The following is a 14,003-nucleotide window of genomic DNA, read 5'->3' on the forward strand; positions in this document are numbered from 1 at the left end:
TTAACTTGACTTGCTAGTGTTTATTAGTATAATGTAAGTAAAGTACGGGGTTTAATGATAATTAAGCTTAATACGCACTGAAACTAACTCAGCCTAATTTATTATCTTATAGTCACATTTTAGGTTAGTAAGCATCAATTAAAATTTTTGGAGGATTATGGCAACAATCAATGAAGATGTTTTGGCAAAAGGAAAGGTTACAGCTCAACCTGAAAAAAGTGAGCAAATTTACAATAACGATACAGTAAAACAGATGGTTAATGAAGGTACTGAGAAAAACAGAAAAACATTAGATCTGAGCGAATTAAAAGAGAAAACAGCAGAAGAATTGTTAGAGTTAGCTGAAGAAAGAAAAATTTCAACTAACGGTAAAAGCAATGGTAGAATGCTAAAGCAGGAAATAATATTCAGCTTAATGAAAAAAATGAGTGAAGAAGGAGGCATAACCACAGGGAGTGGAATAGTGGAAATATTGCCTGATGGTTTTGGTTTCTTACGTTCAGCAAGTGCAAATTATGCCCCAAGTACCGATGATGTTTATATTTCTAACGGGCAAATAAAGAAGTTTAATTTACGTACAGGAGATATGGCATATGGAGAAATAAGGCCACCTGGTGATAAAGAGAGATATTTTACTTTAACTAAGGTTCAAAGTATAAACTCTACTGAAGTAAGTGAATTAAGAAAGTACGTCCATTTTGATAATTTGCTTCCTCTTTATCCTGAGGAAAGCATAGTACTTGAGTGTAATAATGGTGATGATAAAAAAGGCTTAAGCATGCGTGCTATAGATATAGTAGCTCCTCTTGGAAAAGGGCAAAGAGCGTTAGTAGTTGCTCCACCTCGCACAGGAAAAACTGTATTGCTTCAGCAAATGGCTAACTCTATAGCTATAAATCACCCTGAAGTAGAATTAATAGTGTTACTTATAGATGAAAGACCTGAAGAAGTAACAGATATGATACGTTCTGTAAAAGGTGAGGTAGTAAGTTCTACGTTCGATGAGCCTGCTTACCGTCACGTACAGCTTGCTGAAATAGTAATAGAAAAAGCTAAAAGAATGGTTGAGCATAAAAAAGATGTGGTAATTCTACTTGACAATATTACTAGACTTGCACGTGCTTATAATGCGGTTATTCCTTCGTCTGGGAAAGTTCTAACTGGTGGTGTAGATTCAAACGCACTGCAGAGACCAAAACGCTTTTTTGGAGCAGCTCGTAATATTGAGAATGGGGGTTCTTTAACTATAATCGCCACAGCTCTTATAGAGACTGGTTCAAAAATGGATGAAGTTATTTTTGAAGAGTTTAAAGGTACAGGAAATGCTGAGATCATACTTGATAGAAAACTTTCTGATAAACGTATATTTCCAGCTATTGATATTACAAAATCCGGAACAAGGAAGGAAGAGCTATTAGTTGATAAGGCTATACTAAATAAAATATGGGTGGTGCGTAGGATACTCAATCCTATGGGACCCGTTGAAGCAATGGAATTTTTACGTGACAAACTACTTTTAACAAAGAGCAATGCTGACTTTTTTAACTCCATTAATCACTAAAAGTAAGCCAGTTATGATGGATATGCTGAGCAAAAAGTAAAACGCTCTTATAGCTAAAATAATTTGGATTTACCAAAATATATTTATAGTTAAGTTGGCAATTTACCTTAAGTTAGCGCGTGACACTGGAATGACACCCTTGGGGCTTTGTTGCATCGCTAGCTATGATGGATTAAAGATAAAAAAGATGGAGAATATCAGTAGCTTATTATTCTGGTATTTATAACAAGAACGGTCAGTGAATACCTAAATTTGAGTAAAAGAAATTTCACTACCACTCACTAATCCGGCTAAAATTCAAGAATTTCAATGCTTTAGCTATTTTCAATAGAATTAAATTTATTAATGTAAATAATAAATTACTATTCTTAAATTTGATCAGATTGATTGCAAAAAAACAAGATTTTCAATAGGTTACTTATAATCCTAACTATAGTTAGCCTTTCATAAGTAGCGATGCAACAAAGCCCACCCTTGGTGGCAGACAGCTAAAGGAAAATATCAACTAGGTTTATAATCTATCACTACCGTGTTTGCAATTTTGTCGTGAAAAGCTTGTTTATGTTCATCACCTACTGCACATACTAAAACTAAGATTAGTATAGCTAAGAATAAAATGGGATTACAAAGTGATATGCAATAAATTATAAAAAGAGCTATAGTCCTTTTCATTGCTTGCATTGTAGTGATTGACTCAAATGTATCTTTGTCTTTTACGCGCATGCTAAATAACAAGTGTCCTGGAGTGCCGCCAAATTTTACTAGCATGAATATATGAAATATACATGGTATCATTAAAAATAAAGAAAATACAATCGTGGTGATTACAATTATTGCACCCATGATCCCTTGTATTGCGTGTGTAAGTGAGAAACCCACCGCCATTAAACCCTTACTTTTACCCACAAATGTAAAAAGTGAGTAAGCTAAATAATTTAGGATCAAAATGATAGAAACAAGTACAAGCGTGCAATATACAGATGGCTTAGGGGATAAATGGCATAAGTGTTGAAAGTATCAAAAATAACGTGATATGAGATGATCAACGGCATGTAAATTACCTCCCGACAGTAAAACAATCGAACGTCATTTAGATCCAATGTGAATTGCAGTAATGCTATTTTGAACCCATGTAGATTATTTTTGATTTTATAAACAAGAAATAACAAAGCCGTAATAATAATCATGTAAATATACACCTTCATGCCATTCATAGTATGGCTTAAAAAGTGCTTATATCCAAGATTTTGCTTTATAAATTTAAAGAACACTTCTATATCCCATCTGCGCCTATATAGCTCTGTTACTTCATAAGCTGGCATTTCAAACAAGTTTGTCAAAAACCATATTTCATCTCCAATTTTATTTCTGATTTTTATTAGCCGTAGATCATGCTTTTCTGCCACTTTACCTCGTGCACGATAAAGATTAACTATTATATCTTCTAAAATCTCTGATCCATCCGATTTTTGTTCTCTTATAACTTTGTTCCTGCTTATAACATCATGTTTTCTTCCTACTTTAACTCTTGTGATAAATTTGTACTCCTTTTCATCAAATTCGGCAAAAGTTCCAACTTTTCTGATTCCTCTATCAAATAATAAAATATCCTCTTTTTCAACTTTAGCTTCATTAATTGCTCTCACTAATGCTATATCTTCACTACTTTCTTCTTGTCCTTTACAAAATCTTATACTTGTCGGCAATTGATCCTTTAATCCTACACTCACTTTAACTTGACTGTCGTTACTTTTACCGCCTATTTTTAGCCCATCTTTTATGAGATATCCCGATAAATTTATGATCGTCGAATCAAACTTATGTAAGTTATTTAATGTTTTTTGGGGTAATAGCTTTTTAATCTTGCTCATCAAATCAATATATACTCCCTTAAAATATTCTGGATTTATAACTTTTAACCTTTTTGACAAACCACTGTATGTTACTGTACTTTTATCGCTATTCTTATCCATTATACACCTGTTTATTACCATTTCTAGCGCTCTTAGGCTTGTTTTTTGCCCCATTAATATTAACTTCATTAGACCTTTAAATATAATCTTGCCCAACAATTTAGTATTACATTTATCTACTTCACTTAATTTTCCTAGCCTTTCTAAATCCTCATCTTTTATTAAATTTAGTACTCTTTCTATTTGATCCATTATTGCCTCCATTTTCTTGCAATAATAGTTCTTTATGTCTTTTTTGTGTTACTTTCAACACTTATGCCATTTATCCCCTAAGCCATCTGTATATTGCACGCTTGTACTTGTTTCTATCATTTTGATCCTAAATTATTTAGCTTACTCACTTTTTACATTTGTGGGTAAAAGTAAGGATTTAGCTCTTACTATTACCCACAAATATAAATGTTTGTTGCATAGCTCTTAATGGCATAACTTTTGCTTGAAATAACTGTTTATATGGTGCAATTTACAGCTTTTAGTTGCTAAAATTATAACTCTTAGTTTAATAATTTTAATCTAATAAGCTTTCAGGTTAATAAAATTAAATTATTTGAGTAAATACAATACTATGTTTTTATTTGTGGGTAATAGTAAGGATTTAGCTCAGGTGAGTACGGAGGTAGGTATATAATATCGATATTTTTAGGTACCTTTAAATTTTTTGACCTATGCCAACTAGCACAATCCATAACAAGAAAAGCCTCTCGTGTTTCTAGATATTGCGACATCTGCTCAAGAAATATGTTCATGCAATCAGTGTTGACATTTGGTGCAAATAAGCTAGAACTCTCTCCATTTCTAGGATTAACCGCACTATAGAGATAGAAATTTTGCCTACCTAATTTTGTTTTAACCTGTGTTCTAATCCCCTTTTTAAACCACCCATGTCCAACCTTTGAATGTGTGCCAAACCGTGATTCATCAAAGAAAAATAGCTCTTTTTCTGGATACTTGCTAATAGCTCCATTGAGATTTTTTTTTGAATTCCTCTTGTTTGCTTTTATCTTGTCCATTATGAACTGGTCTTGGTGTAATATATGAGAATTTCATCTTTTGCATATAGCGGTGTACTGTAGATTTGCTGATATTTAATCTGAACTTTTCCTGGATTCTTATTCTCATTTCTTTAATGGTAATATTAGGATTTTCTTCTATCCACTCTTCAATTTGCTGTAGTTGAACCTGATTTAATTTAGTTTTTCTACGGCGTTGTGGAGGAGCAAACAGTTTTTCTTCTCTGCCAAATTTCAAGAGTTTTACCCACGAAGTTAGTGCGCTTCTTGAAATGCAATATATTTTTGCTACAGCCATTATACTGTACTTTTTTGCTGCAACTACAGCATTTAGTTTTTTTGAAACATATGCATTATTCCTTACTTTCTTCAGCATTTCTTTTGCTGATTCTACTACTTTTTCATCCAATAATTTTGATCTTAATGCCATTTATACCTCAACTATTTTACTTACTTCATTATGGCTTTTCTTCCATCTTTGTCCATCTGTTTGCCGTGTAATGGGAATTGGTATAAGAGGTTGTCCACAAACCAGTAAATCAAGCATATTCCCTACTTAACATAACTTTACTCATAGCCAGATATATGAAACTTTCAGTAGATGTTGTAAGTAAATCGTACTCCTTTGATAGCCTTCTATTTCTATTGATCCAAGCAAAAGTCCTCTCTACCACCCACCTTCTCGGCTGTACTGAAAATCCAGGATCCCGTTGTGGCAATAGTTCTAGTGGTGTATCTTTATGCACCCAAAACCTACATGGAGGCCTTTTGACAATTTCAATATCTATCCCATATTCTCTCTTTACGTAATCCTTTAAATCTTTTCCTTGGTATCCCATATCAGCCCACATTTTCTTAATATTGCTGTATTTTTCCTTCATATTGTCCAATGCCATCTTCACCCCATCTCTGTCATTTTCGCTTGCAGCTCCTACATAGCAACCAAGCACAAATCCTTGAGTATCTGTGATTATATGTCTTTTTCTCCCCTTTACCTTTTTCGCACCATCATAACCTTTGACCCCCCTTTTTCCGTGGTTTTTACCGATTGACTGTCCACTATGCATGCGCTCGGCTTCCCATTTTTGACCTACTATATTTAGTGATATCATAGTTCATTTTCTCAAAAATTCCCTGCTTTTTCCATCTTCTAAACTGTTCATGCACAGCCTTCCACGGCGGAAAATCGTGTGGTAAATAGCGCCATTGACATCCTGTGCGCAGTATATAAAGAATTGCATTTACTATCTCACACTTACTGTATTTTGGTGGCCTTCCTCCTTTCTTGTACGATACTCTGAAGTGTTTTTCTATTCTTGCCCATTCCCTTTTACTTAAATCTTACTATTACCCACAAATAAAAACATAGTATTGTATTTACTCAAATAATTTAATTTTATTAACCTGAAAGCTTATTAGATTAAAATTATTAAACTAAGAGTTATAATTTTAGCAACTAAAAGCTGTAAATTGCACCATATAAACAGTTATTTCAAGCAAAAGTTATGCCACTAAGAGCTATGCAACAAACATTTATATTTGTGGGTAATAGTAAGTACTTAAATCTGTTGGATATTTTTTCCTCATCTCTTACCTCAATATTCTTTCTTTATATACTACGTATTCCTTGGTTTGTGGACAACCTCTAAGATATGGGAACGCTGGCGAATTAGATTTTGATTTTATATTAGAAAATGAAAAGCTAAAAAATAAAATGAAAGGACAGAAAGTAAGAGTTATAGTGCTGACATTAGCCAACGGAGAAACAGAGGTATTGATTACTTCACTTTTTGACCGAGTAAAATTTACTTTGGAAGATATCAGCAAAGCTTATGTGTTAAGGTGGCATATAGAGGAGTGCTATAAACGACTCAAAATAGGTGCAGAATTAGAGAATTTTTCTGGCGTAAATTTAGAGGCTGTATTACAAGAATTTTGGGCAAACTTAGTCATGTGTAATATATTGTCGCTTCATATGTGTAATGCACAAGGGCCTTGGAATCCAGATCAAATTGCTGAGTATCGTTTAAATTTTTCGGTTTTATTTGGTGTAATGAGGCAGAAACTCTATCAGGTACTTATTGCGCCAAAAAACTTTCAAGCCCTTTTTGATAGAGCAAGTATACGCGCTAAAGTTAAAATCCGACCGGGACGATTGTATAGCCGCGATAAGGTAGATAAGCCCAAACGCCATCATATCTTTAGGAGAGTTTGCTAATGGAGGCTCTTAAGTTGACGCCATTGTCTGAACAGATACCAGAAAATATTCCACTGACATGCTGAACAACAAATACATCACTATGTCGTTTATCGCAAAAACTTATATTTTTCGTAACCATTCACACTTAATTCTGCAATTCTTTGATCTCACTCATAGAAAGACCAGTAGTTTGAGCTATAATATTAAAAGAAACACCTGCTTTAAGTAGATTCTTTGCGACTTCAATTTCCCTCTCTTTTCTACCTTCCTCTTTAGCAAGATCAAGTCTGTATTCAAGAATGGCTTCTTCTTTGCGCAGATCCATTATTCTTTCTTCATAAGCTACTAGATCTTTTTCATTCCAGTGAAACTTATCTAATTCATCATATGCTAGCTTTATTATTGGTGATTTTTCCGCAATTTTTCTGAGATCTTCGTCCGTTGTTTCATCTGCATATTGTTGTCTAAGTGAAGAAGGTCGCCCTTCCTCACTCGACTGCAAAACCGTACGTGAGACTTTGCGCCTCATACGGCTTCTCTCTAATTTGGTGCTTTTCATGCACACCTCCTGTGTAATTCATCGTGACAATGTCCATGTAACAAAGATAAGTTTGTGATCATATTGTTTCGTCTATTCCGGTCTTTGTGATGTATTTCTATTGTATCATCACTTTTAAACCATAGTCTACAATTATCGCATTTACTTTGTTGCAACCTCAATAATTTTATTACTCCTAGTGGCTTATCTGGTATTTTTCTCAGACGTTTACCCCAATATACCCAATCACCATCATATGGGGATCTGGTTTTTTGCACTTTGATATGTCGTTTAATAACATGATCGCTGTGTATAGTAAGACGTACCTTGTTACTTGTCATAAAGCGCCAGTTTTCGTTATTATACTTCTTAAAGTACTTTCTTTTTATCCAGCATCTCCCTTTGTTTGGGTGCCTAAAAACTGCCCACTTCCAGAGTTTTCTATGCATAATATTATCCAATGAGCTAAAGATTTTACATGAAACTACCGAGGAGTAATATTGACTCCATCCTCTGTTTATTGGATTGAGATCCTTTATCACACGTTCTTGTGGTGCTCCACGCATTTCTCTGAGTTTATGTTTAATAGCTAGTGTATGCTGTTTTATAGAATTACGACTTGGTTTGATTAATAACTTGTAACCTTTCTTACTTTCTTTTATTGGATATTGTCTTATTGAAAATCCAAGAAAATCAAATCCTGGTTTTGTTTCGTCAATGGTTCTTAATGTATGAGAAACTCTTGTTTTAGAGGGCTTTAATTTTAGTCCAATGGTTTCTAACCATTCTTCAACTAAAATTTTTGCTTTAAGAATAATCTCTTCGTTTTCATGTATGATGACAAAATCATCACAGTAGAAAATTACACTAATAGACTTTTGCGCGTTTCTATGCGATATCCTACCATATTTTCTTTTCATGCATTGAAAGAGTTCGTTTGTTAATGCTTTTTTGACATGTTGCTCTAATCCGTGTAATGCAACACAAGCTAGCAACGGTGAGATCGTCCCTCCTTGAATTGTACCACGTTTTGTGGATTGAAGCTTTCCATCTTCCATAACACCAGCTCCTAACCATCCTTTTATGATTTTCTTTAATGTTGGTGTGGTATTGAGCTTTTCAAGCAATTTATTATGGTTAATATTGTCAAAGCATCCAGAAATATCAGCATCTAATACATATGCTGTTTTCTGTTTTAGCACATCAAATATGGCTTCAATTGCATCATGACATGATCTACCAGGTCTAAAACCATAAGTGTTTGGCTCAAGTTTTGCCTCCCATTCTGGTTCTAAAGCCATTTTTACAAGTGTTTGTTTTGCTCGACACGATATAGTGGGTATACCAAGTGGGCGATGCTCCGATGGCTTACCAGATTTTGGAATCCAGACACGTCTTGATGGCTTTGCTTTTTCTTTTATATCTAAAGAATATGATAGTTGTAATCTTTCTTTTTGATTAAGGTTAGCTTTTCCATCAATACCTGCAGTCTTCTTCCCCCTATTGTCCTGTGTTACTTTCTTAACAGCGAGTGTTTTTGCACTTGTTGATTTGAGTAATAATCTCTGAAGATTATGCATCTTTTTGATATCATTACATTTAGAAGCTTGGTAAATTCGTTTTTGTAGCTTAAATGAAGATTTCTTTAGCTTGCGCCAAGGAATTCCATTCCATTCATACCTAACTTTTTGCTGGTCCATAACATATTCACTACTATTCACCACTTTACCTTCCAAATTAAAGTGTTTACGTCTGCATATCCCAGATATTACTTTGGGCATTAGCTTCTTAAACAATCCTTCCACATAGTAGCTTGTGGCTGGCTACTTACTTATATTTTAATGAATATAAGAGCTTCTATGTGGTTACTCTGTTCCATGGCTTCGTTTCACGTTAAACTTAGATTCCTACTATTTGCCGGAAGCTTGGAACATCAATAACTAAAGTCTTCAATCTTTAGTTCCCTTTTTGCTTCGTACCATTTTGGTCTATGCGTAGTTCAATCTCTTTTCGCATATTATGCTTTGACGACAATTCAAACATAGGTTTCTCTCGTAATCATATCTAACTCTGTTTGCAGGGATTCACCACGAGATTTAGTGTTACCTGCTTTTATCTCATGCTTGCATCCCAGAGGTTGCCACTCTTTGAAATGTGAGATATACATTATCCCTGATGTCTGGGAAGATGGAATTTAACCACCACAAAACCATGACCTTCCAGGTCGCACTAAAAAAAAAACACCACCTTTCTACTATACTTTCTAACTGCTCTACTTTATTTTTTGCGAATTTAGGCAACTCAATAAAGACAAACTGAAAATCTTTTAAGTAATGACCGTTAGTTTTTATATCACGTATATTGTGAGTAGAAATATAATCAACTTCTTCAGGAAGTAAGTTACAATTTGATATAGCAATAAAGAAGACTTTCTTTAAATCAATGTAGTTGCCAGATTTATCTAATTGTCTTGAGTAGGCTTTAGCGGCATATAATTGAGCGCGTTTTTCGAAGCCCTTGTCTCTAGCGAGCTGCATTTCTGCTATATATCTATTTCCGTGAGAATCCTTGCAGAGAACATCAACAATACTTTGTTTATCAGAGGCAACTTCGGGATCCATAATAGTGCTAAGAAACTCAACTTCTTGTATTGCATTTATCTCAGTAAACCCTAAAATATCGTTCAAAAAGTGGATCAGGATATTCTTATTTTTTTCCGTTCCAAAGATTTTTTTGAAACACAAATCATTGCGAGGATCGAGAAATTTTGAAAGAGCCATGGCAAAAATGCTTGAAAATATTAATAATTATACACACAATTATTCAACCATATTTTTGAAGATAGCTAGTTTCTGTATTTATTTTAAATTGAAGAAAGCTCAAATGAAAGATCGTGCTTTGCTAAAAATCACAGAATGCAGTCTGGTTACAAATAAACTATTTTGACAGTTAATGGGGTCTAGTTTTGATGTATGGACTATCCAAAGAAAAGGGTGGTATCATAACTTCAAAAACTTTTATGCTTTCTTCATTCAGAAATTCATACTTACCCTGCATTATTCCTGACGGTACATTTAAGTATGTTCCACTTGTGTATTTAAATACCTCTCCAGATTTTATCACAGGCTGTTCTCCGATAACACCAACTCCGGCAATTTCATTTACTTTGCCCTTATAATCTATTATTTGCCAATGACGACTTAACAATTGAATAGTTGATTGGCTTTTGTTTTTTATCTTAACGTTATACATCCATACATAGCAATTTTCATAAGGAATGGATTGCTCTTCAATGTAAATTGGTAAAACTGTAACTTCAACAAAGTTGGTAGTCAATGTGTATTCTAGAATCATTATAGAATATTCATGATAAAAAGATAATATTCTAATTATATGCTTTTTTCATAGATTTTTCAAGTATACTTTAATTAGGAAATATCAATTTATAGTATGAATGAACCAGATGCACTGAGCAAAAAAGTAATAGGAATAATAGGTGGTGGACAATTAGGTAAAATGACTGCTATCGCTGCAACAAAACTTGGACAAAAAACACATGTTTTTGCCAGTGCTAAAGACGATCCGGCTTGCTCTGTTGCTGATAATTTCACAATAGCAGGTTTCTCTAATAAGAAAGCTCTTGAATCTTTTGCACAGAGTGTGGATTTAGTTACTATTGAGTCTGAAAATATTCCATGTAGTGCAATTGATATCGATGTAAATTTTTATCCGGGTAAAAAAGCGTTACACATTTCGCAGAACAGACTGAGAGAAAAGGATTTTATTAAAAACTTGGGTATAAAAACTGCTAACTATAAGAGTATACAAAATTATAATGAGCTACTGAAAAGCAGTAGAGCTTTTGGCTATCCAATAAGGCTGAAAACAACAGAAATGGGTTACGATGGAAAAGGACAATATGTGCTTGAGAATGATTCTGAAGTGAAGCAATTTGCTTCCTTTGATTGGAATACAGAGTACATTCTTGAAGCAAGTGTTGATTTACTGAAAGAGGTTTCAATAGTCGTTGCAAGAGATAAAAACTGTAAAGTAGCTTTTTTTCCTATAGCAGAAAATTACCACGTTGATGGAATACTTGATACTTCAACAGTGCCAGCTAAAATAGATAGCAAATTAACTCAAGAGGTACAACGAGCTGCAAAGAAAATAGCAAATGCGCTTGATGTAATAGGAATTCTGGCTATTGAATTTTTTGTTACTAAAGATAACGAATTGTTAGTTAATGAACTAGCTCCCAGACCTCACAATTCTTGCCACTGGAGCTTGGATGCATGTAACGTTAGTCAATTTGAACAGCTAGTTAGGATAATATGCGGGCTACCTATGCAGGAAGTAGTATTATGCTTTCCTTGTATGACGAAAAATATAATAGGTAATGATATATATGATTCTCATAAGTATTTGAGCAACGAAAAAGCTAGTTTAACCATATATGGGAAAAAAGAGGTTAGGGATAAGCGTAAAATGGGACATGTCAATATAGATTTAAGTTAACAGTTTTTCTACGTCATACCGCCACAACTGTACGAACATTGTGATATGATGAGATGTTACATAGTAAACGGTGTCATTCTAGCACCTCTTTTCCCGTCATCCCGCTGCTTGTTAGCGGGATCTCATTTCACTTTGTGAAGGTGTCATCCGAGTAGCCTGACTACTTGGATCCAGGAATTTTATTAAGTTGGTAAGCATAAAAGTGGCTGATCTTATGTTAAAACACAACGTTCTTGATGAGATTACAGCAAGGCTGGGTTCCAGCGTCAGCTACTTGAATGACAGCAGTCCTACGTCATGCCGCCGCGGTATCTCTAGATCCCGCTAACAAGTAGCGGGATGACGATTGTCGTTTAGCCATAAATATTAAGAAATTTACCAAATAAAAAAAAAGGCAAAAGAAGCCCCGTGGTTGGCTAATTACTTACATTATACTTTCAAGTATGGCGTTTTTTTATTCTAAACGCTTAATAACCGCGATTTAGTTGCTTTTAAGCCGCAACTAATCTAAATTATAAACATTAAGAAATTTACTAAACAGAAAAAAAGGCAAAAGAAACCCTAGGGTAGCTAGTTATTCACTATCCATTTTTTAAATCGGCGTTTTTTGATGTTTTAAATGCTTTATAAGCGCATTTCAGCTTATATTAGGTAAAAACCTAGAAATTTTATAAAGACATAAGGTGCACATAGTGCAAAAAATTAAACATGGGACGCCAGATACGTGAGTTTTTTTGTCATTTAATCTGTACAGAGAAGATAAATAAATAGCTTCAGTTTCATGATAAGGGGGCTGGTGAAGGATGTCAAGTAAGTTTTTTCGTTTCTATTTCCAATAAAAGTTTGTATGCAATAACACAGAAGCATGCACTGCTATTCCTTCATTTCTTCCAATATAACCTAATTTCTCTGCAGTGGTTGCTTTGATATTTACAAATTCATCATCAATTTCTAATGCTTTTGATATGAATTTCTTCATTTCTACTTTGTAAGGCGATATTTTAGGCTCTTCACAAACTATAGTAATATCTAAATTAGACACGCTGTACCCTTTTTCTTTTGCTTTTTTAGCAGCAAAGTCAAGAAAGTGAGATGAATTGCAATCTTTCCATTCAGAGGAACTAGGAGGAAAGTGCTCTCCTATGTCGCCACATCCCAGTGCTCCGAGTATTGCATCAACGATTGCATGTATTGCAACATCACCATCAGAGTGCGCTTCTATTGCCATGTTGTGTTCAATTTTCACACCGCAAATTTTTATAAAGCTTTCAGCACCATTTTGAACTTTAATGAACTTATGTATATCATAACCGGCTCCGACACGAAATTTTGGCTCTTCAAAAAGAAGCTTTGCCATATTGATATCCTCTTTTGTGGTTAACTTAAAATTGCTTTTCTCACCTTTAATAATCGCAACATGTTTTTTGTGCTCTACCATTAGTGATGAATCGTCAGTAAATTCTTTGACTGATTGATGGCATGATAATAATTCTTTGAAATTAAAAATTTGAGGGGTTTGTATGGCTCTGAGCTTTCCTCTTGAAATCGTAGATTCAATAAAACTATTACTCACCAATGACATAGTGTCTTCAACTTCTATTGCTGGAACTACTCCTGTATATTGATCATTAATCATAGATTCAACCAAGTTATCTATCAGAACATCTGACACAAAAGGCCTACAAGCATCGTGTATAACTACAAAATCTGGGTTAACTTTTTGTAAGCTTTCAAGCCCTAGTTTAACTGAACTTTGCCTGTTTTCTCCTCCGTATACAGGGCTTAGTAATTTAGTGTCTGTAATTAGTGATATAGCTTTCTCATAGAAACTTTCATGGTCTCTATTAATTGCTATTCTTATGTAATCTATATATTGGTTAGCCAGAAATCTTTTAATTGTATGAAATAAAACAGATTTACCTGCCAGTTTTATATATTGCTTAGGAATCGTAGAATTGCATCTACTGCCTACTCCCGCTGCAACTATTAATGCTGCTATTTTGTATTTCTTAGCGCACATATTTCTTTTTGTAGAAGCTTTCCTCTCTATCCAAGATTCTTTCCGAAAAATAAAATTTCTGACATCATATAAAAGTTACTTCCCCTATTAACTAGCATAATTATAATAGCAAAAGAGATATTTAGAGAGCTCAAAATCTATCTTTGCCTGCGGATTAAACAACTAAATTTTAGTAAAAAACGATAG

General features: G+C 34.1%; 7 protein-coding genes and 5 pseudogenes. 3 read left to right on the plus strand and 9 right to left on the minus strand.

The window, feature by feature from the left end; genetic code table 11:
- The first annotated feature begins 157 nt into the window (after positions 1-157).
- Positions 158-1,561: a transcription termination factor Rho gene (gene rho / locus NL281_RS07690; RefSeq protein WP_253303291.1), complete on the plus strand. Its 1,404-nt coding sequence runs from the start codon at positions 158-160 to the stop codon at positions 1,559-1,561.
- A 501-nt stretch (positions 1,562-2,062) separates the two neighbouring features.
- On the opposite strand, the gene NL281_RS07695 is transcribed toward rho, so the two are convergent.
- From NL281_RS07695 to NL281_RS07710, 4 genes and pseudogenes are all read right to left on the minus strand, one after another.
- The gene (locus tag NL281_RS07695; RefSeq protein WP_253303292.1) at positions 2,063-2,467 is read right to left on the minus strand and encodes an RDD family protein; all 405 of its coding nucleotides are present in this window, start codon (positions 2,465-2,467) and stop codon (positions 2,063-2,065) included.
- A 35-nt stretch (positions 2,468-2,502) separates the two neighbouring features.
- Positions 2,503-3,738, minus strand: a complete 1,236-nt coding sequence (locus NL281_RS07700; protein ID WP_253303293.1) for an IS4 family transposase — start codon at positions 3,736-3,738, stop codon at positions 2,503-2,505.
- 386 nt (positions 3,739-4,124) lie between these two features.
- A pseudogene (locus NL281_RS07705) lies at positions 4,125-4,974 on the minus strand (IS630 family transposase); the annotation flags it as partial.
- A 109-nt stretch (positions 4,975-5,083) separates the two neighbouring features.
- Positions 5,084-5,858 (minus strand): annotated as a pseudogene (locus NL281_RS07710) (IS5 family transposase).
- A 346-nt stretch (positions 5,859-6,204) separates the two neighbouring features.
- Between NL281_RS07710 and NL281_RS07715 the strand changes: the two are divergent.
- Positions 6,205-6,762 (plus strand): annotated as a pseudogene (locus NL281_RS07715) (IS4-like element ISWosp8 family transposase); the annotation flags it as partial.
- A gap of 127 nt (positions 6,763-6,889) precedes the next feature.
- Here NL281_RS07715 and NL281_RS07720 read toward each other — a convergent pair.
- The 4 genes and pseudogenes from NL281_RS07720 to apaG form a co-directional block, all read right to left on the minus strand.
- A pseudogene (locus NL281_RS07720) lies at positions 6,890-7,204 on the minus strand (nuclease/transposase family protein); the annotation flags it as partial.
- A gap of 95 nt (positions 7,205-7,299) precedes the next feature.
- Positions 7,300-9,087 carry a group II intron reverse transcriptase/maturase gene (gene ltrA / locus NL281_RS07725; protein ID WP_253302976.1) on the minus strand — a complete coding sequence of 596 codons (1,788 nt, stop codon included), beginning with the start codon at positions 9,085-9,087 and terminating at the stop codon, positions 7,300-7,302.
- A gap of 426 nt (positions 9,088-9,513) precedes the next feature.
- Positions 9,514-10,062 (minus strand): annotated as a pseudogene (locus NL281_RS07730) (Rpn family recombination-promoting nuclease/putative transposase); the annotation flags it as partial.
- Between the two features lie 169 nt (positions 10,063-10,231).
- Positions 10,232-10,633, minus strand: a complete 402-nt coding sequence (apaG, locus tag NL281_RS07735; protein WP_179951370.1) for a Co2+/Mg2+ efflux protein ApaG — start codon at positions 10,631-10,633, stop codon at positions 10,232-10,234.
- Positions 10,634-10,732: 99 nt separating this feature from the next.
- Between apaG and NL281_RS07740 the strand changes: the two genes are divergently transcribed.
- Entirely contained in the window at positions 10,733-11,797 is a 1,065-nt protein-coding gene (locus NL281_RS07740; protein ID WP_253303295.1) for a 5-(carboxyamino)imidazole ribonucleotide synthase, read from the plus strand.
- 826 nt (positions 11,798-12,623) lie between these two features.
- Here the strand turns inward: NL281_RS07740 and NL281_RS07745 are convergent.
- Positions 12,624-13,817 (minus strand): bifunctional 2-C-methyl-D-erythritol 4-phosphate cytidylyltransferase/2-C-methyl-D-erythritol 2,4-cyclodiphosphate synthase, encoded by a 1,194-nt coding sequence (locus tag NL281_RS07745; protein WP_155969285.1) that lies wholly within the window; start codon positions 13,815-13,817, stop codon positions 12,624-12,626.
- Between the last annotated feature and the right edge of the window lie 186 nt (positions 13,818-14,003).

Source organism: Wolbachia endosymbiont of Phyllotreta cruciferae (assembly GCF_918697765.1).
In the GTDB taxonomy this organism is placed as follows: Bacteria; Pseudomonadota; Alphaproteobacteria; order Rickettsiales; family Anaplasmataceae; genus Wolbachia; species Wolbachia pipientis.